Source organism: Mycobacterium liflandii (genome assembly GCF_022354805.1).
GTDB classification, from domain to species: Bacteria; Actinomycetota; Actinomycetes; order Mycobacteriales; family Mycobacteriaceae; genus Mycobacterium; species Mycobacterium marinum.
Genome location: NZ_CP023138.1, coordinates 2,505,235 through 2,532,123, shown reverse-complemented (window position 1 = coordinate 2,532,123; position 26,889 = coordinate 2,505,235). Strand labels below are relative to the sequence as shown.

Annotated in this window: 21 protein-coding genes and 3 pseudogenes; 10 read left to right on the top strand and 14 right to left on the bottom strand. The window is 65.6% G+C overall.

The window, feature by feature from the left end:
• Window positions 1–3: 3 nt before the first annotated feature.
• Together recG and CKW46_RS11545 are read right to left on the bottom strand one after the other, a co-directional pair.
• A complete protein-coding gene (recG, locus tag CKW46_RS11550; RefSeq protein WP_015355144.1) occupies window positions 4–2,235 on the bottom strand; it encodes an ATP-dependent DNA helicase RecG in 2,232 nt (743 codons plus the stop codon).
• 2 nt (window positions 2,236–2,237) lie between these two features.
• The gene (locus CKW46_RS11545) at window positions 2,238–3,932 is read right to left on the bottom strand and encodes a DAK2 domain-containing protein (protein WP_482053169.1); all 1,695 of its coding nucleotides are present in this window, start codon (window positions 3,930–3,932) and stop codon (window positions 2,238–2,240) included.
• A 281-nt stretch (window positions 3,933–4,213) separates the two neighbouring features.
• Here CKW46_RS11545 and rpmB point away from each other — a divergent pair, with 281 nt between their 5' ends.
• A complete protein-coding gene (gene rpmB / locus CKW46_RS11540) occupies window positions 4,214–4,408 on the top strand; it encodes a 50S ribosomal protein L28 (RefSeq protein WP_011740047.1) in 195 nt (64 codons plus the stop codon).
• Window positions 4,409–4,563: 155 nt separating this feature from the next.
• Here the strand turns inward: rpmB and CKW46_RS11535 are convergent, their stop codons facing one another.
• The 5 genes from CKW46_RS11535 to CKW46_RS11515 are packed head-to-tail and all read right to left on the bottom strand — an operon-like array spanning window position 4,564 to window position 8,163.
• Window positions 4,564–5,214 carry a nitroreductase gene (locus CKW46_RS11535; protein ID WP_012393550.1) on the bottom strand — a complete coding sequence of 217 codons (651 nt, stop codon included), beginning with the start codon at window positions 5,212–5,214 and terminating at the stop codon, window positions 4,564–4,566.
• A gap of 49 nt (window positions 5,215–5,263) precedes the next feature.
• Window positions 5,264–6,196, bottom strand: a complete 933-nt coding sequence (locus CKW46_RS11530; RefSeq protein ID WP_015355142.1) for an NADP-dependent oxidoreductase — start codon at window positions 6,194–6,196, stop codon at window positions 5,264–5,266.
• A 5-nt stretch (window positions 6,197–6,201) separates the two neighbouring features.
• Window positions 6,202–6,885, bottom strand: coding sequence for a uracil-DNA glycosylase (locus CKW46_RS11525; RefSeq protein WP_482053168.1), 684 nt, complete (start codon window positions 6,883–6,885; stop codon window positions 6,202–6,204).
• Window positions 6,882–7,172, bottom strand: coding sequence for a DUF1330 domain-containing protein (locus CKW46_RS11520; protein ID WP_011740044.1), 291 nt, complete (start codon window positions 7,170–7,172; stop codon window positions 6,882–6,884). Before CKW46_RS11520 ends, CKW46_RS11525 begins: the two co-directional genes overlap by 4 nt.
• Before the next feature lie 25 nt (window positions 7,173–7,197).
• A complete protein-coding gene (locus CKW46_RS11515; protein ID WP_015355141.1) occupies window positions 7,198–8,163 on the bottom strand; it encodes a thiamine-phosphate kinase in 966 nt (321 codons plus the stop codon).
• Window positions 8,164–8,370: 207 nt separating this feature from the next.
• On the opposite strand from CKW46_RS11515, the gene CKW46_RS11510 reads away from it, so the two are divergent.
• Entirely contained in the window at window positions 8,371–8,955 is a 585-nt protein-coding gene (locus CKW46_RS11510; protein WP_252872346.1) for a DUF3515 domain-containing protein, read from the top strand.
• Here CKW46_RS11510 and CKW46_RS11505 read toward each other — a convergent pair.
• On the bottom strand, window positions 8,952–10,073 hold the full coding sequence (locus CKW46_RS11505; RefSeq protein WP_012393545.1) for a D-alanine--D-alanine ligase family protein: 1,122 nt from the start codon (window positions 10,071–10,073) through the stop codon (window positions 8,952–8,954). The two genes, CKW46_RS11510 and CKW46_RS11505, sit on opposite strands and share 4 nt — an antisense overlap.
• A 91-nt stretch (window positions 10,074–10,164) precedes the next feature.
• On the bottom strand, window positions 10,165–11,172 hold the full coding sequence (locus tag CKW46_RS11500; RefSeq protein ID WP_482053167.1) for an NAD(P)H-dependent glycerol-3-phosphate dehydrogenase: 1,008 nt from the start codon (window positions 11,170–11,172) through the stop codon (window positions 10,165–10,167).
• A gap of 191 nt (window positions 11,173–11,363) precedes the next feature.
• Here CKW46_RS11500 and cofC point away from each other — a divergent pair, with 191 nt between their 5' ends.
• From cofC to mutT1, 3 genes are all read left to right on the top strand, one after another.
• Window positions 11,364–12,017: a 2-phospho-L-lactate guanylyltransferase gene (gene cofC, locus CKW46_RS11495; RefSeq protein WP_012393543.1), complete on the top strand. Its 654-nt coding sequence runs from the start codon at window positions 11,364–11,366 to the stop codon at window positions 12,015–12,017.
• Between the two features lie 78 nt (window positions 12,018–12,095).
• The gene (locus CKW46_RS11490; RefSeq protein WP_012393542.1) at window positions 12,096–14,312 is read left to right on the top strand and encodes an RNA degradosome polyphosphate kinase; all 2,217 of its coding nucleotides are present in this window, start codon (window positions 12,096–12,098) and stop codon (window positions 14,310–14,312) included.
• A 79-nt stretch (window positions 14,313–14,391) separates the two neighbouring features.
• A complete protein-coding gene (mutT1, locus tag CKW46_RS11485) occupies window positions 14,392–15,330 on the top strand; it encodes an 8-oxo-(d)GTP phosphatase MutT1 (RefSeq protein ID WP_011740037.1) in 939 nt (312 codons plus the stop codon).
• A gap of 61 nt (window positions 15,331–15,391) precedes the next feature.
• Here the strand turns inward: mutT1 and CKW46_RS11480 are convergent, their stop codons facing one another.
• The 3 genes from CKW46_RS11480 to leuC form a co-directional block, all read right to left on the bottom strand.
• The gene (locus CKW46_RS11480; protein WP_015355136.1) at window positions 15,392–16,069 is read right to left on the bottom strand and encodes an HU family DNA-binding protein; all 678 of its coding nucleotides are present in this window, start codon (window positions 16,067–16,069) and stop codon (window positions 15,392–15,394) included.
• A gap of 224 nt (window positions 16,070–16,293) precedes the next feature.
• Window positions 16,294–16,890: a 3-isopropylmalate dehydratase small subunit gene (leuD, locus tag CKW46_RS11475; RefSeq protein ID WP_011740035.1), complete on the bottom strand. Its 597-nt coding sequence runs from the start codon at window positions 16,888–16,890 to the stop codon at window positions 16,294–16,296.
• 24 nt (window positions 16,891–16,914) lie between these two features.
• Complete coding sequence (gene leuC, locus CKW46_RS11470) at window positions 16,915–18,336, bottom strand: 3-isopropylmalate dehydratase large subunit (RefSeq protein WP_015355135.1); 1,422 nt, start codon at window positions 18,334–18,336, stop codon at window positions 16,915–16,917.
• Window positions 18,337–18,418: 82 nt separating this feature from the next.
• Between leuC and CKW46_RS11465 the strand changes: the two genes are divergently transcribed.
• Together CKW46_RS11465 and CKW46_RS11460 are read left to right on the top strand one after the other, a co-directional pair.
• Window positions 18,419–19,120, top strand: coding sequence for an IclR family transcriptional regulator (locus tag CKW46_RS11465; RefSeq protein WP_240274956.1), 702 nt, complete (start codon window positions 18,419–18,421; stop codon window positions 19,118–19,120).
• A 543-nt stretch (window positions 19,121–19,663) separates the two neighbouring features.
• Window positions 19,664–19,975 (top strand): hypothetical protein, encoded by a 312-nt coding sequence (locus CKW46_RS11460; RefSeq protein ID WP_041299007.1) that lies wholly within the window; start codon window positions 19,664–19,666, stop codon window positions 19,973–19,975.
• Here CKW46_RS11460 and CKW46_RS11455 read toward each other — a convergent pair.
• A pseudogene (locus CKW46_RS11455) lies at window positions 19,976–21,178 on the bottom strand (ISAs1-like element IS2404/ISMul1 family transposase).
• 140 nt (window positions 21,179–21,318) lie between these two features.
• On the opposite strand from CKW46_RS11455, the pseudogene CKW46_RS11450 reads away from it, so the two are divergent.
• From CKW46_RS11450 to CKW46_RS11440, 3 genes and pseudogenes are all read left to right on the top strand, one after another.
• A pseudogene (locus CKW46_RS11450) lies at window positions 21,319–22,290 on the top strand (aminotransferase class I/II-fold pyridoxal phosphate-dependent enzyme); the annotation flags it as partial.
• Window positions 22,291–22,508: 218 nt separating this feature from the next.
• Complete coding sequence (locus CKW46_RS11445; RefSeq protein ID WP_117436121.1) at window positions 22,509–22,937, top strand: MmpS family transport accessory protein; 429 nt, start codon at window positions 22,509–22,511, stop codon at window positions 22,935–22,937.
• Window positions 22,934–25,795, top strand: a complete 2,862-nt coding sequence (locus CKW46_RS11440; protein ID WP_482053166.1) for an MMPL/RND family transporter — start codon at window positions 22,934–22,936, stop codon at window positions 25,793–25,795. The genes CKW46_RS11445 and CKW46_RS11440 overlap by 4 nt, the downstream gene beginning before the upstream one ends.
• Before the next feature lie 25 nt (window positions 25,796–25,820).
• Here CKW46_RS11440 and CKW46_RS11435 read toward each other — a convergent pair.
• Window positions 25,821–26,787: pseudogene (locus CKW46_RS11435) on the bottom strand (NAD(P)H-dependent flavin oxidoreductase).
• Between the last annotated feature and the right edge of the window lie 102 nt (window positions 26,788–26,889).

Genomic DNA, 26,889 nt, shown 5'->3' with positions numbered 1-26,889 from the left:
ACGTTATGACTTGTCCAGGTAGTCGATGCGATCGGTGTTGGTGAAGCGCGCCGCCATCAGAGCCAACCCGGGATGTGGGCCACCGCCGCCAGTGCTCTGCTGATACGCCTGGTTGCAGAAGTCCCGGGCGGCCTCGATGAATACCCGATGCTCGGCCAGCGACAGCAAGCGTAGGGTGATCGCCTTGCCGGACTGGTTGCGGCCCAGCACGTCTCCTTCCCGGCGCTCCTTGAGGTCCAGCTCGGCAAGATCGAAGCCGTCCATGGTCTCAGCGACCGCGCGCAGCCGTCGCCCCGCCGGCGAGCCCGGCGAAACCCAGCTGGCCAGCAGACAAAGGCTGGGATGTTCGCCACGCCCGATGCGGCCGCGCAGCTGGTGCAGCTGGCTGATGCCGAAGCGGTCGGCGTCCATCACCAGCATCACCGTGGCGTTGGGGACATCGACACCCACCTCGATGACCGTGGTGCACACCAGCACATCAACGTTGCCGGCGCGGAAGGCCGCCATCGCGGCTTCCTTCTCGTCGGCAGACAGGCGTCCGTGCATCAACGCCAATCGCAGCCCCGCCAGTTCGGCGGCCTGCAAACGGGAATAGAGCCCCACGGCGGTCGCCGACGGGCGGGCGCCGTTTTCGGCTTTGTCGCTCTCGTCGCTCTCGTCGATGCGCGGGGCCACCACGTAGGCCTGGCGACCCGCGGCAACCTCTTCGACGATGCGCTGCCAGGCCCGATCGAGCCAGGCGGGTTTGTCTTTCACAAAGATGACGTTGGTGGTGATCGGCTGACGCCCGCGCGGAAGCTCACGCAGGGTGGAGGTCTCCAGGTCGCCGTAGACGGTGAGCGCTACGGTGCGCGGTATCGGCGTGGCCGTCATCACCAGCAGATGCGGTGTGATGCCGGCGGGAGCCTTGGCCCGCAGTTGGTCTCGCTGCTCGACGCCGAAGCGGTGTTGTTCATCGACCACCACCATGCCGAGATTGTGGAATTCCACCGCGTCCTGCAGCAGCGCATGGGTACCGATGACGATGCCGACCTGACCGCTGGCGATTTCGGCCCGAACCTGCTTTTTTTGCCCCGCTGTCATCGAGCCGGTCAGCAGCGCCACCCGGGTGGCGTTGTCGGCGCCGCCCAGCTGGCCCCCCATCGCCAGCGGACCCAGAACATCGTTGATAGACAAAAGATGCTGTGCGGCAAGCACTTCCGTAGGAGCCAGCAGCGCACACTGGTAGCCCGCATCGACCATCTGCAGCATCGCCAGCACCGCCACGATCGTCTTGCCCGAGCCCACCTCGCCTTGCAGCAAGCGGTTCATCGGACGGGTCGCCGCCAGCCCGTCGGACAACTCGTCGAGCACTTCGCGCTGCCCCGCGGTGAGCTCGAAAGGCAACCGTGCCAACAGCTCGGCGGCCAGGCCGTCGGATCGGGCCGGGGCCGGCGGCCCCGACTCGGATAGCTCACCGTGCCGGCGGGCCACCAACGCCCACTGCAACCCGACGGCTTCGTCGAAGGTCAGCCGCCGGCGCGCTTGTTCGCGTTCGGACTCATCCTCGGCGAGGTGGATCGCGCGCAAGGCGTCGTCCTCGGAAATCAGGCCGTGCTCGGCGCGTAACGCCGCTGGCAGGGGCTCGTCCACCGGGTCGAGCACTTCGAGCACCTGGCGCACACACTTGAAGATGTCCCAGCTCTGCACCTTGGTGCTGGCCGGATAGATCGGGAAAAAGCGCCGCTCGAACTCCTCCATCGCCAGTTCGCCGCTGATGGCCTGGGAGGCGTCGGCGATGCTCTTCAATGATTTGGTGCCGTGATGCTGGCCGTCCGGCGAATCCAGGATCAGAAACGCCGGGTGCGTGAGCTGCATGACGCCCTTGAAGTACCCGACTTCGCCGGACAGCATCACCCGGGTGTTCTTGGTGAGGCCCTTTTTGATGTAGTCGGCGTTGAAGAAGGTGGCGGTCACCTTGTTGCGCCCCGACCCGAGGGTGATCCGCAGACACAACCGCCTCGGGGTCTTCTTCATCGGAAACGACTTGGTTTCGGTGATGACATCGACGATGGTGATGTGCTCCCCCACTTCGGGCTGCTCATCGTCGGTGCCGCGGCGTGCCCCGCCTTCGACATAGCTGCGCGGGTAGTGCCGCAAGAGGTCGTCGACAGTCCGGATGCCGAACTCCTCGTCGAGAGCCTCGGCCGCCTTGGCACCCAGAACGAAGTCGAGCCGATCGCTCAATGCCACCATGGCTACTCCACCCCGATCAGCAGCGCGTCACCGCGATGACCGGTGCGGTAGATCACCAGCTCGGTCCCCGGGTGATGGTCGTGCATGTGTTTTTCCAGGCTCTCAACCAGCCTGGCAATCCGTTCATCATCATCGATACCGGCGCCTATCAGCACCGTCACCAAGTCTCCTCCCGGCGCCAACAACAGATCGACCAACCCGATCGCCGCCGCGGCGACGTCATCGGCGACGATCAGCACCTCATCGCCGGCGATACCCAGACCATCGCCCGGTTTGCAGGTTCCAGCCCAGGTCAGTGCCGTCTCGGTGGCGATACGTACCGATCCGTGCCGGGCGGCCCCGGCGGCCCGGGCCATGATGTAGCCGTCGTCGACCGCCTGACTGGCCGGGTCGTGCACGGCCAGCGCGGCCAGGCCCTGCACCATCGACCCCGTCGGCACCGGGACCACGTCAACGCCCCAGCCGATGGCCGCCGTACAGCCGGCCACCAGTTCCTCGACGGCGACGTAGCCGTTGGGCAACACCATGACCTGCGCGGCACCGGTGTCGACCACCGCGCGCACCAACTGGTGTGCGCTCAGGTCGGACGCGGGCGCCGCGGCCCCCGCGCCGGGACGCAACACACACGCACCTTCGGCGGCAAACAGTTCGGCGGCACCATCGCCGTCGACAATGGCCAGCACGGCGCGCTGGCGGGTCCAACCGCCGGCCGCCAGTGCAGTGGTCCCGGAACTGAGCGCCGAGATCACGATCTTGCTCAGCCGCCCCGCCGCCAGCCCGGCCTCGACGGCCGCGCCCGCGTCGTCGGTATGCACATGCACCGAATAGCTCTCCGATGGTGCGGCGGCAATTGCCACCGAATCCCCCAGCTCCGAGAGCCGATCGCGCAGCGTGTCGGCCGCCGCGGCATCGCAACCGGCCAGCAGGTACATCACCTCGAACTGCGGTACGGGTGCCGGCACCCCCGCCCCGAGCGCCGGCGAGCGCGGGGCCGGCTCGTAGACCGATCGCGCGGGAGTCTGACCGGTGATGGTCGAGCGCAGCGCGTCCAGCAGGACCAACAATCCTCGTCCGCCGGCATCGACAACACCCGCGTCGGCCAGCACGTCGAGCTGCTCGGGGGTCTTCTCCAGCGCAACCACCGCCGCGTCCCCCGCCGCGGCGACGGCGGCGGCCAACCCTTCGCCGGCGTCAGCACACTGCCGGACCGCGACCGCGGCGGCGCGCAGGACCGAGACGATGGTGCCCGGCACTTCCTCACCGCCCATCGACGTGATGACCAGCTCGACGCCGCGCCACAGGGCCGCGGCCAGCAGTGCCGCGTCGATTGCGGCCAACGGTTGACCGGCGGCGGCGCTATCGGTCACATCGGAAACACCGCGCAGGATCTGTGACAGGATCACCCCGGAATTGCCGCGTGCGCCGTTGAGGGCGCCGGCCGCCAACGCGGCCGCGACCTGGGCGACATCCCTGTGCTCGGGGTCTTCGGGGTGTTCGGGCCCCGCACCACCCGTCGAATCGACCTGAGCAAGCGCGGATCGCATAGTGAACAGCATGTTCGCGCCGGTATCGGAATCGGCGACCGGAAACACGTTCAGCTGGTTGATCTCGTCAAGGTGGGTGATCAGGTCGCTGACGCCGGTGTGCGCCCAGTCTCGCAGGGCCAAGGCATCCAGCGGGCGTTCAGTCGTGCCCAACCTGCCCCCACCTCCTCTGCCTAGCCCCGGTGGGCGCCAGCGTAGCTCCGGTGACGTTGCGGATAGTTTGCGTCGGTTCATGCGCGAGGGAACACCCCGGGCCACCGGGGACCCGGCCCATCGAGCCTAGCCAGGCGGTCCGACGAGACCGGCCCTGACGCCACCCTTAGCGGTGGCTCGTTTGGTGCTTGCCGGGGACGTCGGTATCCTAGGACGGCCTGGGTAGATCTAGGCTGTCCCGGCCGGGTCGCCGGAACCCAACAGACTTGAGGAGTGCAACAATGGCCGCTGTGTGCGATATCTGCGGGAAAGGCCCCGGCTTCGGCAAGTCGGTGTCGCACTCCCACCGCCGCACCAGTCGCCGGTGGGACCCCAACGTCCAGACCGTGCGCGCCGTGACCCGCCCTGGCGGCAACAAGAAGCGCCTCAACGTCTGCACCTCGTGCATCAAGGCCGGTAAGGTCAGCCGCGGCTGAACAGCCACCGGCGGGTTCGGCCCAGCCAGTAGCGGCGCCACCGAGTTCGTGGTTGCTCGCGCCTGTTCGCCCGTCTCGATAGAGCCGGGCGATTTGGCGTGTACGGGCCCGCCCAACTCCGGTCACCGCAAGCTCTTCTCGCGCCCGCTGGCCAGTCAATCGTCGAGAAAAACGACGTGTTCAGCAACATCGTCGCGACCAACGCGCAGCTGATTGCCGGCAAAGTCCGGGTCGGGATAGCCGATCGCCAGGCCACACAGGATGGTCAGGTGCGAAGGTATGCCCACCTGCTTGCGGACGATCTCGGGATAGCCGGCGATGGAGACCTGTACGCAGGTGCCCAGACCGCGCGCGGTCAGCGCCAGCATCAGGTTCTGCAGAAACATGCCGACACCCATGCTGTCGACCAGCCCCAGCTCCTGGTGCATCGATACGATGCCACCCAGCGGGGCCCGGAAGAACTCCCAGTTGCGCAGCACAGCGGTCTGTCGGGCCTGCGTGTCATCGCGAGCAATGCCCATCGCCCCGTAGACCTGTGCTCCCAGTGCGCTGCGTAGGTGGGTGAATGCCGGCGGCAATCGCGCAACATTGGGCGGCTCGGAGCGCGCCCTTTCCAGCATCGCCGCGACCAATCGGTCGCGTGCCGCACCGCTGGTAAACACGACATGCCAGGGCTGCACATTGGAGTTCGAGGGGGCACACATCGCAAGTTCGAGCGCTTCCTGCACCAACCGCCGCGGCACCGGGCGGGGCAGGAACATGCGCGTCGAACGCCGCAGACGGATGGTCTCATCCAAGTCGTACATGCCTCGATGGTCTCAGGCCGTAGCGCAATCCGCGTCGAGCCGGCCGCTGTCACTGTCCAACCGTGATGACGGTCTTGCCCGCTCGCCGAGCGGCACCCCGTCCGCTTTCGAACGCCTCGCGCCCCTTTGCCAGCGGAAAACTCTGCGCAATCTCGACATGCAGCCGCCCACTGCCGACCAGCTCGCCGAGCCTGTTGAGCTGATCGCGGTTGGGCGTCACGATGAAAAACACTGCAGTAACGCCATGTTCGTCGGCCTTGCCGGCGGGCGGCGGTGCCGAGAGGGTGACCAGCCGTCCGCCTGGGCGCAACACCGCGAAGGATCTGTCCAATGTGTCCCCGCCCACCGTGTCGATGACGACGTCGAAATCCGTGGCGGTCCGCTCGAATGCTTCGGTGCGGGTGTCGATTACCCGCTGGGCACCCAGGCGGCTGACCAGCTCGCCGGCATCGCTGCGAACGGTAGCGGTGACGTTGGCGCCGAGGATGGCCGCCAGTTGGACCACCAGGGCCCCGACTCCCCCGGCCCCTCCGTGCACCAATACCGCTTCGCCGGGCCGTACCGCCGCGTGATCGACAAGTGCCTGCAGCGCGGTCAACCCGGCCAGCGGCAGCGCCGCCGCCACGGTATGGCTGATCGTCGCAGGCTTGGCGGCCAGGTGTGCGGCGGGCACCGCGACGAAATCGGCTGCCGCACCGTCTCGATCGAAACCGATCAGCCCGTAGACCTCATCACCACAATGGAAATCTTCGGTACCCGATCCGATTTCATGGATCACTCCGGAGACTTCGTGTGACGGGATCACCGGTGTCCGGCTGACACCATCGCGGGTCCAGGTCTGGTCCCAGGTCAACTCGTCGAACGTGATGCCGGCAGCGCGCACGGCTACCACGACCTCGCCGGCCGCCGGCACCGGCACCGGTGCGCGCTCGACGGCCAGCGTTTCCGGGCCGCCGCGCCGGTGCGCACGCAACGCCCTCATGGCGCTCAGGGCAAGCGCCAGTCAATCGGGTCGGCTCCCCTGCCGGTAAGCAATTCGTTGGCCCGGCTGAACGGCCGTGAACCGAAGAAACCACGAGACGCCGATAGCGGCGATGGGTGTGGAGATTCGATCGAAGCACAATCGCCGTCGGCCAACATCGGCTTCAGGGTCGACGCGTCGCGCCCCCAGAGAATGGCAACCATCGGCTGCGACCGCGCGGCCAAAGCCCGGATGGCGCACTCGGTCACCGCTTCCCAGCCCTTGCCCCGATGTGACGCCGGGTTGCTGGGCCGAACCGTGAGCACCCTGTTCAACAGCATGACACCGCGCTGCGCCCACGGCGTCAAGTCGCCGCAGGCGGGCATCGGATAGCCCAGATCGTCCGCATACTCCTGGAAAATGTTGGACAGGCTGCGTGGAGGCGGGCGGACATCGGGGGCTACCGAAAAGCTCAGTCCCACCGCGTGTCCGGGTGTCGGGTAGGGATCTTGGCCAACGATCAGAATTCGCACCTGGTCGAAGGGAAAAGTAAACGCGCGCAAGACGTTCGGCCCCGCGGGCAGGTACTTACGGCCCGCCGCGAGTTCGGCCCGCAAGAACTGCCCCATCGCAGTTACCTGGTCGGCGACCGGCTCGAGAGCTTTCGCCCACCCCGGCTCGACCAGTTCATCGAGCGCCCGCGCGGTCACTGCACCCCCCGAGCCAGCAACACGACCGTATCGGCGCCCTCCCGGCGATCCTTGGCGATGTCCTGGTAATCCGGCGACTGCGCCCAGTCCCGAAATGCCGCTTCGTCAGGGAACGACATCAGCACCACTTTCTCGCGGTCCCACTGCCCCTCGACCACCGTCGGTGACTCGTCGGCAGCGAGCAGCGTTCCCGCGTAGCGGTCGAAGACCTGCATAAACGCTGCCTGGTACCGGTCATAGGCGGGCCGGTCGGTGAATCTCAATTGGGCGATCGCGTAGACGGTCACCGCGTCACCCTACTCAATTGCCGCGCTAGTCAAATGACTGCCAGCCGGCGTAGCCGCTCCACTGCTGGCCGTCGACCAGCACCCGGGCCGGCCCGTCCAACACCCGCCCGATCACCCGCCAGCCATCGGGCACCGCACCGGAAAAACACGCCACCAGCGCGTGGTCCTCACCCCCACCGAGCACCCACCCCCACGGATCGGCGCCCACCGCATCCGCGGCTGCGATCAGCGCGCGATGATCTTGGGCCAACGCCGCCGTGGCGACGTCGATGCCGACCGCAGCGGAATCGGCGATATGGCGCAGGTCGGCGACCAAGCCGTCGGAGACGTCGATCATCGCTTGAGCCCCGGCCACCGCGGCCGCCACACCCTGGCCGTAGGGCGGGTCGGGTACCAGATGGCGGCGGCGAAGTTCGTCAAACCCGGCAATCTCGTTGTGCCACAGCGCATATCCGGCCGCCGAACGGCCCAGTTCGCCAGCGACCGCAACCGACGAGCCCGGCTTGGCGCCGCCACGGGTGACCGGCGGGCGACCTTCGAGGTCACCCAGAACGGTGACCGACACCACCCATTGCGGACACCGGACCATATCGCCGCCGACGATTCCGGTGCCGATCCGCCCGGCCTCCTCCCACATGCCGTCGAGCAACGCAGTCACCTCGGCCACCGGCGTGTGGGCGGGTGCGCCCAAGCTCACCACGAACGCGGTAGGCCTGGCGCCCATCGCGGCGATGTCGGCGGCGTTCTGGGCGATCGCTTTTCGACCGACGTCGTGGGGACTCGACCAGTCCAGCCGGAAGTGGCGATCTTGGACCAGCATGTCGGTGGAAATCACCGTACGGCCGTCGGGGGCGGCCACCACCGCAGCATCATCGCCTGGCCCCAGCTCAACGACAGCGGGCTGGTTGCGCCCCTGCACCAACCGGTCGATCACGGCGAACTCCCCGAGCTCGCGCAGGGTCGGTGTCTGTCCCGACGTGTCCTGACCCACGCCACCTCCTTCGTGGTGTACCGGCCCGGACTCGCATACCCGCGAACCGAGAGCGGTCTGCGGTAATTTTGGGGTTCCTGCCCGCCCGGGCGGACCGCGTTAGTGTATGAGCCCTGACGACCCGAAACACCCGCGCGGGCCGGTTGCGGTTCCGGGGCGGACCGGGTGGGACAGGAGAGTCGAGTTGAACCGGAGGTATCCGACGCGGTGACAGGCGACACCCCGGCCAACCCCCAACCCGATCCCGATGGTCCGCCACGAGTCCTGATCATCGCCGCCGCACTGCTGGCCGTGGCCGCCCTCGGGACAATTCTGGTGATCGCGGCCAACCGCGAGGTACCGCGACAACCGGTCGCCGTCCCCTCGGTTCCGGCCCCGCAGGCGGCCAGCCCTGCGTGCCACGCGCTGCTGACCGCGTTGCCGCAGCGTCTCGGCGACTATCAGCGCGCGCCCATGGTGCAACCCGCACCGCAAGGCACCGGCGCCTGGAGCTCCGCGGCCGCCGATGAGCCGGTGATATTGCGCTGCGGGCTGGACCGCCCGGCCGACTTCGTGGTGGGGTCGCCGATTCAGGTCGTCGACCGGGTGCAGTGGTTTCGGGTCAGCGACCAAACCGAGGCCGCCGGCACCGCGACGGCGGGGAGCAGATCCACCTGGTACACCGTGGACCGTCCGGTCTGCGTGGCGCTGACCTTGCCCGCGGGGTCGGGGCCCACCCCCATCCAGGAGTTGTCCGAGATCATCGACCGCGCCATTGCGCCGGTGCCGATCGACCCGGCCCCGGCGGGTTAGCGCAGGCCGATGCCCCGCGACAACGCGGTCTCCACCATGGTGGCCAGCAAGGTGGGATAGTCGACCCCGCTGGCCGCCCACATCCGCGGGTACATCGAGATCGTGGTGAACCCTGGCATCGTGTTGATCTCGTTGATCACCGGGCCGTCGTCGGTGAGGAAGAAGTCGACTCGGGCCAGGCCTTGGCAGTCGATGGCCTCGAAAGCGCGAATCGCCAGCTGGCGCACCGCGTCAGCGACGTCGTCTTCGACCTTGGCCGGCACGTCCAATTCGGCAGCGTCGTCGAGGTATTTGGTCTCAAAGTCATAGAAGCCGTCTTCGCGTCCACGCACACCGGCCACCCGGATCTCTCCCAGGGTGCTGGCTTCCAATCTGCCGTCGGGGAACTCGAGCACGCCGCACTCCAGCTCGCGACCGTTGATCGCGGCCTCGACGATCACCTTCGGATCGTGTCGCCGGGCGGCGGCGATCGCGGCGGGCAGCTCATCGAAGCTCGAGACCCGGCTGACACCGATCGAGGAGCCGCCGCGCGCGGGTTTGACGTAAGCCGGCAACCCCAGCCGCTGCAGTTCCTCGCGGTCCAGCGATTGTCGCGATGGGCGCAGCACGGCATGCGGGCCGATCGGTAGCCCCGCCGCACTCCACAGTTTCTTGGTGAACTCCTTGTCCATACCGGCCGCGCTGGCCAGCACCCCGGCGCCAACATAGGGAACGCCGGCGAGTTCGAGTAGTCCCTGGATCGTTCCGTCCTCGCCGTACGGTCCATGCAGCACTGGAAACACCACGTCGACCGAGGCCAGCACCTCTCCGGCACCGGGCGGCAACGAGACCAATTGGCCGCCCCAGCGCGGATCTGCCGGCAAGGCCAGCTCGGTGCCGGACTGGGAGCTCACCTCGGGTAGCCGCCGGTCGGTGATTGCCAGCGCATCCGGGTTGCCGTCGGTGAGCACCCACGAGCCTTGCGGGGTGATCCCGATCGCGATCACCTCGAAGCGTCGCGGGTCAAGATTGCGCAGAATGCTGCCCGCAGACACGCATGAGATCGCATGCTCGTTGCTGCGTCCGCCGAACACGACGGCAACCCGGAGACGTTCGCCACGCCGGCTGCTGCCACTCACAACCTGGAGAGGCTACCGGGTGCTGAGCGACCAGGCCGGACTACCCGCACTAACCAGGGCAATCGGGCGGCGCCGACAGAGCGGGTCTGACCTATTCGGGTTTGGTACTACGCCCCAGCAACAACGCGATCACGTCGTCTACCGACAGGCCCTTGTAGCAGACCCGGTGTACGGCGTCGGTGAGCGGCATTTCGACGTCGTAGCTGGACGCCAGCGCGAGCACCGATTCGCACGACGTCACCCCTTCCACGACGTGGCCTTCCTTGCTGTGCAGTGCCGATTGCAGGATCTCGCCGCGGCCCAGGCACTCGCCCAACGACCGGTTGCGGGAGCGCGACGACGTACAGGTCGCTACCAAGTCACCTACCCCGGCCAGCCCGGCCAGCGTCGCCCCCTTGGCGCCCAGGGCGATACCGAGCCGGATGATCTCCGCCAATCCGCGGGTGATGATGGTTGCCACGGTGTTTTCACCCAGGCCAACGCCCGCGGCCATACCGCACGCCAGCGCGATGACGTTTTTGCACGCTCCCCCGATCTCGGTGCCGACGATATCGGTGTTGGTATAGGGACGGAAGTAGCCGCTGTTGAGCGCACGCTGTAACGCGAAGGCCCGGCCGGAGTCGCTGCAGGCCACGACGGTGGCAGCGGGCTGGCACTCGGCGATCTCGCTAGCCAGGTTGGGGCCCGAGATCACCGCGACCTGGGCCGGGTCTGCTCCGGTGACCGAGACGATCACCTGACTCATCCGCATCAGGGTGCCCAGCTCGATGCCCTTGGCCAGACTCACCAGGGTCGCGCCACGTGGAATCAGGGTTGTCCAGTGCTCGAGATTGGTCCGCATCGTCTGCGCGGGTACACCCAGCAGCACCGTATCCGCGCCGGCGAGCGCCTCTGCCGCGTCGGCGGTGGCCCGGATCCCCGGCGGCAGCAACGTACCGGGCAGGTAGTCGGGGTTGTATCGGCTGTCGTTGATCTGGTTGGCAACGTCGGCGCGCCGGGCCCACAGCTTGACCTCGCCCCCGGCATCGGCCAACACCTTGGCCAGGGCGGTGCCCCAGGCACCGGCTCCCATCACCGTGACGGTTCCCGTGCTGGCCATCCCCACACCCCTATTTGTCCCATTTGTCGTTTGCGACGGCACCGGTAGCCGCTACACAGTAGACCCCGGCAGGGGCCGCCGTCACGCTGTTGCGGCGGGGGTCACTGCGGCAGGCGCCAGCCCAGTGAAAGCGGGCGGCGGCGGGGTGGCAGCTGGGTAGCACCGAAACCAGCGCTGGCAGGATGGCCTTCATGAGCGGCATACGGGCCGACGGTACGGGTGATGTCGGCCTGATCATCGCCGTCAAGCGATTGGGTGCGGCCAAGACGAGATTGGCCCCGGTGTTCTCCGCGGCGGCCCGGGAAAGTGTGGTGCTGGCCATGCTGATGGACACTTTGACCGCCGCGGCGCGGGTAGGCGACCTGCGCTCGATCACCGTCATCACACCGGACGAATCCGCCGCGGCCGCGGCAACCGAGCTCGGCGCCGAGGTGTTGGCCGACCCGACTCGCCAAGGTGATCCCGACCCGCTGAACAACGCCATCCTCACCGCCGAACAGGTGGTATCCGGTTCCGTGCCAAATATTGTTGTGCTGCAAGGCGATCTGCCTGCGATGCAGACCCAGGAGCTCGCCGATGCGATCTGCGCCGCACGCGCTCACCAGCGCAGCTTCGTCGCCGATCGGCTCGGCACCGGCACCGCGGCCCTGTGCGCCTTCGGAAGCGCACTCGATCCCCAGTTCGGGCCGGATTCCAGCGCCCGACATCGCCGTTCCGGGGCCGTCGAGCTGACCGGCGCGTGGCCCGGCCTGCGTTGCGACGTCGACACTCCGGCGGACTTGGCGGCCGCCCGCAGCCTCGGGGTCGGACCGGCCACTGCACGAGTCGTCGCCCACCATCGCTAGCCCGCATGGCGGCTGTGCGGGGATGAACGGAACAAAAACAGCAAACGGATGTCGGTTCAGCGCTGGCAACGTCACCCGGTGATAGGCAATGATCGCTGGGTGACCGAAATCGAAACCGGCCCAGTCACAGAGGCACGGCCAGACACGAACGCACGGGAGCCAGGCGACAGGACCCCGGCGGCACCGCCGGCCGCGACGCCGGCCGCGACCACCGACCAGCTGCCCGAGGACCGCTACCTCAACCGCGAACTGAGCTGGCTGGAGTTCAACGCCCGGGTGCTCGCGCTCGCCGCCGACGACTCGATGCCGTTGCTCGAACGGGCAAAGTTCCTGGCCATCTTCGCGTCCAATCTCGACGAGTTCTACATGGTTCGGGTGGCCGGTCTCAAACGCCGCGACCAGATGGGATTGTCGGCTCTGTCCGCCGACGGCCTCACCCCACGGGAGCAGCTGGGCCGCATCGGCGAGCAGACGCAGCGCATCGCCAGCCGCCATGCGCGGGTGTTTCGCGATTCGGTGTTGCCCGCGCTCGGCGAGGAAGGCATCTACGTTGTCACCTGGGCCGACCTGGATCAGGCTGAGCGCGAGCAACTGTCGACCTATTTCCACGAGCAGGTATTTCCGGTACTGACTCCGCTGGCCGTCGACCCCGCGCACCCGTTCCCGTTTGTCAGCGGGTTGAGCCTGAACCTGGCGGTCACGGTGCGCCAACCCGAAGACGGTGGCCAGCACTTCGCCCGGGTAAAGGTGCCCGACAACGTCGATCGCTTCGTCGAACTGGGCGGCACAGATACCGACGGAGCCGAAGGGGCGGCCGTACACCGTTTCCTGCCCGTGGAGGAACTCATCGCGGCCTTTCTTCCGGTGCTCTTCCCCGGGATGGAAATCGTCGAGCATCACGCGTTTCGCATCACCCGCAACGCAGACTTCGAAGTCGAGGAGGATCGCGACGAAGACCTGCTGCAGGCGCTCGAGCGGGAATTGGCTCGCCGACGGTTCGGTTCGCCGGTGCGGCTAGAAGTTGCCGACGACATGACCGAAGGCATGCTGGAGTTGCTGCTGCGTGAGCTCGACGTGCATCCCGGCGATGTCATCGAGGTGCCGGGGCTGCTGGATCTCTCATCGCTGTGGCAGATCTACGGTTTGGACCGCCCCGCCCTCAAGGATCGGACCTTCGTTCCGGCCACCCATCCCGCCTTCGCCGAGCGCGAAACGCCCAAGAGCATCTTCGCGACGCTGCGCGAGGGTGACGTCTTGGTGCACCACCCCTACTATTCGTTTTCCACCAGCGTGCAGCGGTTCATCGAACAAGCCGCCGCAGACCCCAACGTGCTGGCGATCAAACAGACGCTGTATCGCACCTCCGGGGATTCGCCGATTGTTCGGGCGCTGATCGACGCGGCCGAGGCGGGCAAACAGGTAGTGGCGCTGGTCGAGATCAAGGCCCGCTTCGACGAGCAGGCCAACATCCGCTGGGCCCGCGCGCTGGAGCAGGCGGGCGTGCACGTGGCCTACGGCATCGTCGGGCTCAAAACGCACTGCAAGACAGCACTGGTCGTGCGTCGTGAGGGCCCGGTGATCCGGCGGTACTGCCACATCGGGACGGGAAACTACAACAGCAAGACCGCGCGCCTGTATGAGGATGTCGGCCTGCTGACCGCCGCGCCCGACATTGGCGCAGACCTCACCGACCTGTTCAATTCGTTGACCGGCTACTCGCGAAAGCTGTCCTATCGCAATCTGTTGGTGGCCCCGCACGGGATTCGTGCCGGCATCATTGAACGCGTCGAACGCGAGGTGGCCGCACACCTTGAACACGGCCCCCAGGCGGGAAAGGGCCACATCCGGCTCAAGATGAACGCCCTCGTCGACGAACAGGTCATCGACGCGCTCTACCGCGCTTCGCAAGTGGGGGTCCGGATCGAGGTCGTGGTGCGTGGCATCTGCGCGCTGCGCCCCGGGGCCGAGGGGTTCTCGGAAAACATCACCGCCCGCTCGATTCTCGGCCGATTCCTAGAACATTCGCGAATCCTGCATTTCCGCGCGATTGACGAGTTCTGGATTGGCAGCGCCGACATGATGCACCGCAATCTCGATCGGCGGGTGGAGGTGATGGCTCAGGTCAAGGACCCGCGGCTGACCGCGCAGTTGGACGACTTGTTCGAGTCCGCACTCGACCCTGCCACCCGCTGCTGGGAACTGGGGCCCGACGGTCAGTGGACCGCGTCGCCTCAGGAAGGCCGTACCGTTCGCGACCATCAGGTATCACTGATGGAGCGGCACCGCAGCCCCTAACACTGTGAAACTCCGGCGAGTTTTGTGCCACCTAACCGACCGCGCGCGGCCCAGGCCGAATTGACCTGCAGGAGTTAACTTGTCGATCCCCAGCTCGTCTGTCCGCCGACGCTCGGGAGACCGAATCGTATATGCCGCCGGTGCGGTGCTGTGGCGCCCGGGAAAGGCCAAGGGGGCAATCGAGATTGCATTGATCCACCGCCCTCGCTATGACGACTGGTCGCTGCCCAAGGGCAAAGTGGATCCCGGCGAGACCGCAGCGGTTGCGGCCGCGCGTGAGGTGTGCGAGGAGACGGGCCAGCACGCCCACCTCGGCAGGCGACTGATCATGGTGAGCTATCCCGTCGAGCAGGGCCTCAAGAAGGTCTACTACTGGGCCGCGCGCAGCCTCGGCGGGGAGTTCACCGCCGGAAACGAGGTCGACAAGCTGATCTGGTTACCGGTCGCCGACGCGATGACCAAGCTTGACTACGCACAGGATCGAAAGGTCTTGCGGCGGTTCGGCAAAAAGCCGGCGGATACCAAGACCGTCCTGGTGGTCCGGCACGGCAGCGCCGGCAGCAAGTCACGCTTCTCCGGAGATGACACCCAACGGCCACTCGACAAGAAGGGACGAGCCCAGGCCGAGGCACTCGTGCCACAGCTACTCGCTTTCGGTGCCGACACGGTGTACGCGGCCGACCGGCTGCGCTGCCATCAGACGGTGCAGCCGCTGGCCGAGGAATTGGGAGTGGTCATCCACAACGAGCGCACCCTCACCGAAGAGGCCTACGCCAAGAACGCCAAACGCGGCCGGCAACGGCTACTGCAGATCGCTACGCGCGATGGCACACCCGTGATCTGCTCACAGGGCAAGGTGATTCCGGACCTGATCGCTTGGTGGTGCGAACGCGACGGCGTCCGCTCCGACCGATCGCGCAACCACAAAGGCAGTACGTGGGTGCTGTCGCTTTCCGGCGGCCGCGTCATCGCCGCCGACCACATCGGCGGCGCGCTGGCCGCCAACGTGCGGGCCTAACGCACGAATACCCTTCGGGAGGCATCGCTGCCACCCGAAGGGTATTTGCGTGTGAGCTGACTTACTTGCGACCGCGCCGGGTGCTCGTCGCCTTCTTGGCGGGAGCCTTGGTGGCCGGCCTCTTTGCCGCAGCCTTCTTGGCGGGAGCCTTGGTGGCCGGCCTCTTTGCCGCAGCCTTCTTGGCGGGAGCCTTGGTCGCAGCCTTGCGGACTGGCGCCTTGGCGGCGGTCTTCTTCACTGTTGCCTTGGTCACCTTCTTGGCCGGAGCCTTGGTGACCTTGGTCACGGCCTTCTTGGCGGGAGCCTTGGTCGCGGCCTTCTTGGCGGGAGCCTTGGTCGCAGCCTTCTTGGCAGCGGTCTTGGTCGCGGCCTTCTTGGCGGGAGCCTTCTTTGCTGCCTTCTTGGCAGCGGCGCTCGCCATCACGCCACGCTTGACCGCCGGGCCCTCCGCCGGGAGACGCTGTGCGCCAGAGACAACCGCTTTGAATTGCGCGCCTGGGCGAAATGCCGGGACGGACGTCGGCTTGACCTTCACCGTCTCACCGGTACGCGGATTGCGGGCCACCCGGGCCGCACGGCGACGCTGTTCAAACACCCCAAATCCGGTAATCGTGACGCTGTCGCCCTTGTGCACGGCGCGCACAATGGTGTCGACAACATTCTCGACGGCCGCGGTTGCCTGCCTACGGTCCGAGCCCAATTTCTGTGTGAGCACGTCAATGAGCTCTGCTTTGTTCATCCAACCCTCCGAAGCTAGCGGTCCTCGTTTATGGAACCGACTAGTGGACACGGTAAACCCTCACCTGCCTGATTTCCAAGAGCCACGCGCAATTTCAGGACCCGTCGAACGCAATTTCGGCAATCCGATTGCCGCCCTTGACCGGTGGAGTGACCCCAAAATGGGTGTTGCTTGCCCACACCACAGCGGCTCACGGAAGGGAAAATTCCCCGCCCCAAGAGCCTTCAGGAGGTAGGCAAAGTGCGCGGTTTCCACGCCGGATAAGCAGCCTCATATGCCTCGATTTCATCGAGTTTACGCAGCGTAAGGGCTATATCGTCAAGACCTTCAAGGAGTCGCCACGCGGTGTGGTCGTCAATCCTGAACGGCAGCACCACTGTTCCGGCAATCACATTTCGATCTTGAAGATTGACAGTGATTTCCAAACCTGGACTCTGCTCGATGAGCTTCCAAAGAAGTTCAACGCCATCTTGGTCGACTTCGGCGGCCAACAGACCCGCCTTGCCCGCGTTCCCGCGAAAAATATCGCCGAACCTCGAGGAGATGACCACCCGGAATCCGTAGTCCATGAGCGCCCAGACGGCATGCTCGCGGGAGGATCCGGTGCCGAAATCCGGCCCGGCCACCAACACCGAGCCCCGGTCAAAGGGGCTGAGGTTTAGCACGAATGACGGATCCGAGCGCCAGCTGGCGAACAACCCGTCCTCGAAACCGGTTCGCGTGACACGCTTCAGGAAAACCGCGGGAATGATCTGATCGGTGTCGACATTGGACCGGCGCAGCGGTACACCGATGCCGGTGTGGGTGTCAAAGGCTTCCATGACTCTTCCTCTGTTTGTTTGAGTTCAATTCAAATCGGCAGGCGCGGATAGGGTGCCGCGAACCGCGGTTGCGGCGGCCACCGCCGGCGAGACCAAATGTGTCCGCCCGCCCTTGCCCTGGCGCCCCTCGAAGTTGCGGTTGGACGTCGCCGCACAGCGCTCCCCCGGCGCGAGCTGATCGGGGTTCATCCCTAGGCACATAGAGCATCCCGCCTGCCGCCATTCGGCGCCCGCGACCGTGAAGACCTCACCCAGGCCCTCCTTCTCGGCCTGGGCACGCACCCGCATGGAGCCGGGAACGATGAGCATTCGCACCCCTGGGGCGACCTTGCGGCCACGCAGCACTTCGGCCACGACCCGCAGATCCTCGATCCGGCCGTTGGTGCACGACCCGACGAACACGGCATCGACCGCGATATCGCGCATGGCTTTTCCTGGCTCAAGGTCCATGTACGCCAATGCTTTCTCGGCGGCCTGGCGCTCGCCGTCATCGCCGATGAGCTCGGGATCGGGCACCGTGGCGCAAAGCGGCACGCCCTGGCCGGGATTGGTTCCCCACGTAACAAAGGGGCTCAGCTCGGCGGCGTCGAGATGGACCTCGGTGTCGAAGACGGCGCCAGGATCGGTCCGCAGTTGTTGCCAGTACCCAAGCGCGGCATCCCACTGGGCACCGGTTGGGGCGTGTGGCCGGTTTCGCAAGTACTCGTAAGTGGTCTCGTCCGGCGCCACCATCCCGGCTCGGGCGCCGGCCTCAATGCTCATGTTGCAGATCGTCATCCGGCCTTCCATGGACAGCGATTCAACCGCGCTGCCCTGGTACTCGATGACGTGCCCCTGCCCACCGCCGGTGCCGATCTTGGCGATCAGCGCAAGGATGATGTCCTTGGCCGACGCTCCTGCGGGTAGTTGCCCATCCACATTGACCGCCATCGCCTTGAACGGCCGCAACGGCAGCGTCTGTGTTGCGAGCACATGCTCGACTTCGGAAGTGCCGATGCCCATCGCCAAGGCACCGAACGCGCCATGGGTCGAAGTGTGGCTGTCACCACAGACGATGGTCATTCCCGGCTGAGTGAGGCCCAACTGAGGTCCCACGACGTGCACGATGCCCTGCTCGACATCACCCATGGGGTGCAGCCGGATGCCGAATTCCGCGCAATTACGCCGCAATGTCTCCACCTGGGTCCGAGACACCGGGTCGGCGATCGGCTTATCGATATCGACGGTCGGCACATTGTGATCCTCGGTGGCGATGGTCAGATCGGGCCGTCGCACCGGGCGGCCGGCCAGGCGCAGACCATCGAATGCCTGCGGGCTGGTGACCTCATGCACCAGATGCAGATCGATGTAGATCAGGTCGGGAGCCTCGTTCCGACCGGACACCACGACGTGGTCGTCCCAGACCTTCTCAGCCAGCGTGCGCGCCTCGCGCGTCTGCAGTGCCATCTCGAATTGCCTCGATTCGTGTATCCGCGGCTCGCGATCAATGAGGGTTCCATCGCATAATACGAGACGCTAGTATCTCCTTGTGAGACAGGATAGCGGCATCGGCGTCATCGACAAAGCGGTGGGTCTGTTGCGCGCCACCGCGGAATCACCCTGCGGTTTGGCCGAACTATGCGAACGGACCGGCCTGCCCAGAGCCACCGCATACCGGCTGGCGGCGGCCCTGGAGGTCCATCGCCTGCTGGGGCGGGACGAGGACGGACGCTGGGGCCTGGGCCCCGCGATCACCGAGCTCGCGGCCCATGTCGACGATCCCCTGCTGACCGCCGGCGCGACCGTGCTGCCCCGATTGCGCGAGACCACCGGCGAAAGCGTGCAGCTGTACCGCCGCGAAGGCACGTCACGGGTGTGCGTGGCGGCGCTGGAACCACCTGCGGGCCTTCGCGATACGGTTCCGGTCGGCGCCCGGCTACCGATGACGGCGGGCTCCGGAGCCAAGGTGCTACTGGCCCACAGCGCCCCGGCCACCCAGCAGGCCGTCCTACCAACCGCCAAATTCACCGACCGGGTGCTGGCCGAAGTACGCCGCCGGGGTTGGGCGCAGAGCGTGGCCGAGCGCGAACCCGGAGTAGCAAGCGTCTCGGCGCCGGTGCGCGATGGCCGCGGTGTCGTCGTCGCCGCCATATCGGTATCCGGTCCGATCGACCGAATCGGTCGACGGCCCGGGGCGCGTTGGGCCGCCGACCTGTTGGCCGCGGCCGACGAACTCGCCCGCCGGCTCTAGCGCTACCCGTTTGGCCGGCGGCCCCAATCTTGTGACACACCACCCGGTTCAGCCGCCCGCGCGTCGAGGCCTGGTGGCGATCGCCGCGCCCCTGCCTGCGGCAATCGATTCATTCCCGAAACGCCGCAGCCCCGGGCGCGCTAGGTTATTGTCGTTACCGTAGTCCTGTCTGTAACCGGAACCACACGGCCGCGCTCGCCGACCGTTCGCACATTAGGTCAGGACCAATCAGATGCGCTCGATCCTCGTAGCGGCGATCCAGGATGCGGCGCCGTCTGCGCCGGAGTGCCGGCGCTGCAACGACGCTCGGGTGCGCACAATTTTGCCGAATCCGCGCTTTGGCGAAACGCGAGCGGCTTACCGGCCACGCTCACCTGACGCGGCACGGCTTGGGCGGTGAGCAATCCCCGACCGCCTCGGGCCGCAACCACCAAGCACTACCCGGCTCCACCGTCGGCAACCTGATCCGTTACCGCCGGGCACCAAGCCGCTGTCTCGTCGACATCCTCGTAGCTCGCAGAGCCAACCAATCATGGGGGAACCATGGATCTATTCGCCAAACTTGTCGCAGATCAGGATCCGCTGTTTCAACTTTCACGTGCCATCCACGGGATAGCGACATTTCCCAAGTTAGGCGGAGCCGCCGGCACGCGAATGACGTGGCGCGACGATGAATACATCATCTGGAACCTCAACAACTACCTTGGGCTGGCCGATCATCCCGAAGTCCGGGCGGCCGATGCCGAGTTCGCAGGCCGCTACGGACTGGCGACTCCCATGGGCTCGAGAATGATGTCCGGCGAAACCGACGATCTCGAGCTACTCGAGAGCGAACCAGGGCTCCGGCGTTGTTGATTAGCAGGCTTGTGAGCTGGGGAATTGTGGATTGAGGAGGTCTAGGCGGCGGTTGGCGGTCAAAGCGGTGATCCGGCAGGCTTCGGCGATGTTGTCGGCGCCGTTGAGGCGGTGCAGATTGATCGCGGTGTTGCGTAGCGTTGCTAGGACCTGTGCGCCGTTTCCGGTATGTGCCCTTTGATGGTCTTCGTCGAAGGTGACGTCGCGTATCCAGTGCAGGCTGTTCTCGATTCCCCAGTGTTGACGCATCCAGGTCATGATCGCGGTAGGGCGGGCGTGCTCGAACGGCAGGCTGCAGATGGCATAGACCACCTCCACGCTGCGCTGGTCGGTGGCGGTGATCAAGCGTTCACGAGTGATCCGGATGATTTGTTTTGCGTAGGGGAAGCCGATTCCTCGTGCAGCGGTGATGATTTGCAGGGTGCGGGTCTCGACACGGCCGTGGCCGCGGGAGTCGTCGGTAGCGGCTGCGGGCACCTCGGCCCAGGGCAGCGCGGTGATACGCGCAAGTATTTTGGCTTGGTTGGACTTGACGATCATCAGGTAGTGCGACTTCAAGGTGGCGCAGATCAACTTCGCGGTGACGACCTGGGTATGCATCGCATCCACGGTGACCAGCCACCGCAAGCTACCCGGCAGCAGCGTGAGCAGGGCACGTACGCAGGGAATTTCATTGCTTTTCTCGGCGACAGCGAGTTGACCGAGCACCAATCGGGCACGGTGGGCGAACACCGACACGAGATGCGTGGCTGTCGCTTTGGCGCGTAAAGCACCACGCAGCATCTTGCCGTCCAACGCGATCGGCACCAATCCACTGGGGTCGCTGCTGGCCACGTGTGCAGTGAAGTAACTGCCCATCCTGGCGTTGAGGTCGGCGGGGTCTAGCCGAGACAAAACAGCGCGGAAGGTCTTCTCACTGGGCCGCCGGAACCGGACCCCTAATTAGGCCAACACATCATCGGGAGCGGTGGCCGCCCATGTGGCAAAACCAGCATAGCCGCGCATCCCCGCGGCAGTGGCCAGAACCGCGATCGCCAACAAAGCCATCAGCGAATACCTCCGACCGCGTGGGTCCCTCGGGTCTGGCACCGAGACCAACACACCGAGAAACTCCGATCCGATGAGCTCGCTACGCTCACCAGGACTCCAGCGGTCGAACACCTCTGGAACCGACGACACAGGCAATACTGAAACGGTAGGCACGGGCAACTCCAGACCAACGACGAACAGTAACCAACTCGATCGTTCTCCAGATAGCCCGTGCCTACACTCCGGCCCCAATAGCGCGGCACCAAAGATCATCAACCCAGCTCACAAGCCTGCTAATCAACAACGCCGGAGCCCTGGAGAGCGAACTGGCCGACTATGCGCAAAAGCCGGCAGCACTGGTCCTCAACTATGGCTATCAAGGCATGATCTCGCTGATTGACTCCCTGACCACCGAGGTGGACTGGATCGTGTCGGATGCGGAAAACCATGCCTGCATCATCGATGGGATTCGATTGCACCGTAAACGCGGTGAACGGACCCGAATGTTCGCCCACAACGACATTGACCAACTCGAGACACACCTGGCCGAAATCAACCGGGTGCGGGGCCCCGACTCCGGGGTGTTGGTGGTCACAGAGGGAGTCTTCGGAATGTCCGGCGATCAGGGCGCATTGCGCGAAATCGCGGCACTCAAGCAGCAGTACGACTTCCGGTTGCTCGTTGACGACGCACATGGATTCGGCGTTCTCGGCCCCAACGGCGGCGGCACCGGGGAACAACAGGGCGTCCAGGACGATATCGACCTCTATTTCGGCACCTTCACCAAGGCCGCCGCGGGCGCCGGAGCATTCGTCGCATCACAGGCCGATGTCATTTGGAAGCTTCGCTACACGATGCGGTCCCAGATCTTCTCCCGCGGCTTGCCCTGGCCGATCGTCGCGGGTAACCGGGTGCGTTTGGGGTTGCTGCGGCGTAGCGACGACCTGCGCCGACGAGCGCACGCGGTGGCCGGCAAACTTCAGGCCTCGCTGACCGAAGAAGGTCTCAACATCGGGAAAGCGAACTCTCTCATCACGCCGGTGTACCTGCCGATGGACCCGCTGTCGGCTCTCGCATTCTTGACCGAATTGCGCCATAAGCACGGAATATTCTGCTCAGCGGTGACCTATCCGGTGGTACCGCCCGGGATCGTTCAACTGCGCTTGATCTCAACCGCGGGCCACGACATCGCTGATGTCGAGCCGACGGTAAAAGCCATCGCGGCCGTCTACAAGGAATTGACCGGAAACCGGACCATCCCGCAGCTCGATAATGCGCCCACCTGAGCGATGTCGCCTTCGGGCACCGCGACCCGATGACGCCCTCTCGGCGGCGGACCCGCCCCAGCGCGTAGTTTCACCCGCTTTGTTCCCAGGATTCGGGCGCGAGCCGGTCCGATGAAATGCAAGAATTTACCCGCCTCGCGGCGCAATCACGGTGCCCTCATGGTCACGATGGGTTCGTCGCATAACGCGACGACCGGGCGATACCGAACGGGGGTTCAATGGTCAGCCTTTTTAGGCGGATGTGGGTGCCGATCGTGATGATCCTCGTCACAATTGTCGGGGCATCGGTGGTAATGCGCTTGCATGGCGTCTTCGGCTCACATCGATATGTGCCGGATGCGGGCAACTCCGACGCCATTGTCGCGTTCAACCCGAAGTACGTTCGCTACGAGGTTTTGGGTCCTCCGGGAACGGTCGTCACGGTCAATTACCTCGATGCCCAGGCCGAACCACACGAAGTCGCCAACGCCGCGATCCCGTGGTCGTTGACCATCGTGACCACACTGACCTCGGTGGTTGCCCACCTCGTGGCGCAGGGCAACAGCGCGACCCTGAGCTGTCGCATCACCGTCAACGGCGTGGTCCGCGCCGAGCGCACGGCCGATGCCCACGATGCCGCGACTAGCTGCCTAGTGAAATCTGCGTGACGCCGGCACACAGCGCGGGGCGCCCCTTTATCGCCCGGACTATCCAAAAGTTTTCGCTACCGGTCATTTTGCTCTGGATCGCGCTCACCGTCGGCGCCAACCTGCTGGCACCACAACTAGAAGAGGTCGCCAAAGAGCATTCGGTGTCGTTGAGCCCCAGTGATGCTCCGTCACTGATCGCGATGCGGCGCATCGGCAAAGACTTTCAGCAGTTCGACTCCGACAACACCACGATGATCGTGCTGGAGAGCAATGCCAAACTCGGCGACGAAGCCCACCGCTACTACGACGCACTAATTGCCAAGCTGTCGCAGGACAAGACGAACATCCAACACATCGACAATTTCTGGGGCGACAGGCTCACGGCCGCGGGTTCGCAAAGCGTCGACGGCAAGGCCGCCTATGTGCAGCTGTACCTCACCGGTGGCCTGGGCAGTGCCAGAGCCAACGATTCCGTTGCCGCAGTTGCGCGGATCCTCGACGATGTGCCGCCGCCGCCCGGAATCAAGGCCTACCTGACCGGCCCCGGTGCACTCGGCGCCGATCATGACACGTCCGGCAACAGCAGTCTGCAACGGTTGACCGCGGTCACGATTGCGGTGATCACCATCGTGCTGTTGATCGCCTATCGATCGATTGCGGCCGTTGTGGTGATGCTGCTCACAGTCGGGATCGAGCTGCTTGCGGCACGCGGCGTGATCGCTGCGCTGGCCGCCAACGACCTGATTGGCCTATCGACCTTCGCCATCAATGTCTTGACGGCACTGACGATCGCGGCGTCGACGGACTACATCATCTTTCTGGTCGGCCGCTACCAAGAGGCCCGGATGGCCGGCCAGGACCGAGAGCTCGCGTACTACACCATGTTCCGCGGGACAAGTCACGTCGTCTTGGGATCCGGGCTGACCGTCGCCGGAGCGATGTACTGCCTGAGCTTCACCAGGCTCCCCTACTTCCAAACCCTCGGGTCACCATGCTCGATCGGTCTGCTGGCGGTGATCCTGGCCTCATTGACCCTGGCGCCGGCAGTCATCGCCCTAACAACCAAATTCGGCGTATTCGAACCCAAACGCGCCACCACAACCCGGCGTTGGCGTCGCATCGGCACCATCGTGGTGCGCTGGCCGGGCCCGGTCCTGGTCGCCGCGGCACTGATCTCGCTGATCGGACTGCTCGCCCTGCCCAAGTACCAAACCAACTACAACGAGCGCCATTACATCCCGGCCGGCGCCCCCTCCAACATCGGCTACCGCGCATCGGACCGCCACTTCCCCCCGGCCCGCATGGAACCCGAAGTGCTGATGATCGAGGCGAACCACGATCTGCGCAATCCCACCGACATGATGCTGCTGGACCGGATCGCCAAAGGCGTGTTCCACCTTCCCGGCATCGCACGTGTCCAAGGCATCACCAGGCCACTGGGCTCACCGCTCGACCACAGCTCGATCCCGTTTCAGCTCAACATGCAAAACGCCATGACCATCGAGAACATGGGTTACCTCAAAGCCCGCGTCGCCGACATGTACACCATGATCGATGAGCTGCAACACATGATCGATATCGCGGCGCGCCAACAAGAACTGACCCAACAGCTCAACGACGCCAGCCACGACATGCTCACCCACAACAAGCAGATGCAGGCCAACACCGATCAACTGCGTGATCAGATCGCCGAATTCGACGACCTGTGGCGACCCATCAGAAGCTACTTCTACTGGGAACGCCACTGTTCGGACATCCCGATCTGTTGGTCACTGCGGTCCCTGTTCGACGCGATCGACGGCGTCGACAAGCTCAGCGAAGACGTCGGCACGCTCACCGACGACCTCGATCGCATCGACGAACTCCAACCCAAACTGCTCGCCCTGCTGTCCCCGATGATCGCCACCATGCAAACCGTGAAGAGCCTCACCCAAACCACGGCCAGCACCTTCTCGGCACTGATCACCCAAATGGACGACATGACCCGCAACGCCACCGCCATGGGGCAGGCCCTCGACGCCTCCAAGAACGACGACTCCTTCTATCTGCCGCCGGAAGCCTTCGACAATCCCGACTTTCAACGGGGTCTGACCCTGTTCCTATCCCCCGACGGCACCGCGGCCCGGTTCATCATCACCCACAAGGGCGATCCCGCCACCGCCGAGGGAATCGCCCACATCGACCCGATCCTGCTGGCCGCGAGCGAGGCGGTGAAAGGAACCCCACTGGCAGCCGCCAACATCTACCTGGCCGGCACCGCGGCCACCTACAAGGACATCAGCGAGGGCAGCACCTATGACCTACTGATCGCGGTGGTGGCCACCCTGTGTCTGATCTTCGTGGTCATGCTGGCCATCACCAGAAGCGTTGTGGCCTCCGCGGTCATCGTCGGCACGGTGGCACTCTCGCTGGGCGCCGCCTTTGGACTCTCGGTCCTGTTGTGGCAGCACATCTTGCACATGCCGCTGCACTGGCTGGTGCTGCCCATGGCCGTGATCGTCATGCTGGCCGTCGGATCGGACTACAACCTGCTGCTGGTCGCCCGATTCCAGGAAGAGATCGGCGCCGGCCTCAAGACCGGCATGATCCGAGCCATGGCCAGCACCGGCCGCGTCGTCACCATCGCCGGACTGGTGTTTGCCTTCACGATGGGCTCCATGCTCACCAGCGACCTGCGCGTGGTCGGCCAGGTCGGCACCACCATCATGATCGGACTGTTGTTCGACACCCTGGTTGTCCGCTCTTTCATGATGCCCGCCATCGCGGCCCTGCTCGGCCGCTGGTTCTGGTGGCCGCGCCGGGTACCCACGCACGCCGCTTCGCCGCCGGCCGTTACGGCCAGTCCCGGTGCGGCCGCGACGTCTGTGCTGGCTTGACGTCGAACGTGCCCGCCGCCGGCGGCTAACCCGACCGGTTCAGTATCCGGGTGGCATCGCAGACCATCTCGGACACGATGTCAGCGGCGGGGCCAACTCTAGAAATCAGACCTACCGCCTCGCCAACCAGCACCGTGGCCATCTCGAAGTCCTCTGCCGCGACCGCGTTTTCGAAGGCGCCCAGCAGGTCCGGCAGTCGCCGTATCAGTTCGGATTCGTTGCCATGCCATGCCTGGATCAACGAGTTGCTGAGCAACCGAAGATCGTATTCCGCCGGCCAATCCCGCTGCCGCACAATGTCGTAGACGCGGGTACGGATGGTGTCGTCCCCGCTGGCCTCCACCGCCCGCTGGTGGGCTCGCGGCGATACCAGCGCCTCTGGGCAAGCCCAGAATCTGGTACCCACCAGGGCGCCGTCTGCGCCCAGCGCCAGCGCTGCTGCCAGCCCGCGGCCATCAGGCGATCCCCCCGGCCGCCACGACCAGCGTTTCGGCCGAGCGTTGGGCAACCAGGTCCACCACGTCGGGAACCAGCGTGAAAGTGGAGCGCACACTCATTCCGTGTCCACCTGACTCGCTGCCCTGGGCCACGATGATGTCCGGACCGACTTCCAGCACACGCAGCGCCTGCTCGCGGGTATGTATTTGGCAGATCAGCGGAATGCCGGCATCGTGGATGGGGCCGGCGAAGTTGTGTGGATCACCGAACGACAACATGATCGCCGCCGGGTTCGCGGCCAGGATCAGGTCGAGCAGCTCGGGATTGCGGGCGAGGCTCCAGGTAATGAACCCACATCCGACCCGTTGCCCCTGCGCCTGCTCCAACTGGCGCTGCAGCCACTCGGCCTCGCCATAGCCTCCACCGATCAGGCCCAGGCCACCCGCGGCGGTCACCGCCGCAGCGAGCCGGCCCCCCGACGTCATTGCCATCGGTGCCAGCAGGATCGGGTGTTGGACTCCGAGGAATTCTGTGAGACGGGTATTCAGCGACACCGCTAGCCCCCTTCAGAGAATTGTTGAGCTGCTGTTTCGGCTTTCTACCATGGCCCGCGGCCGGGGCGGTCACCGAAGTTCGCGGCACCGCGGTCGCTGCTG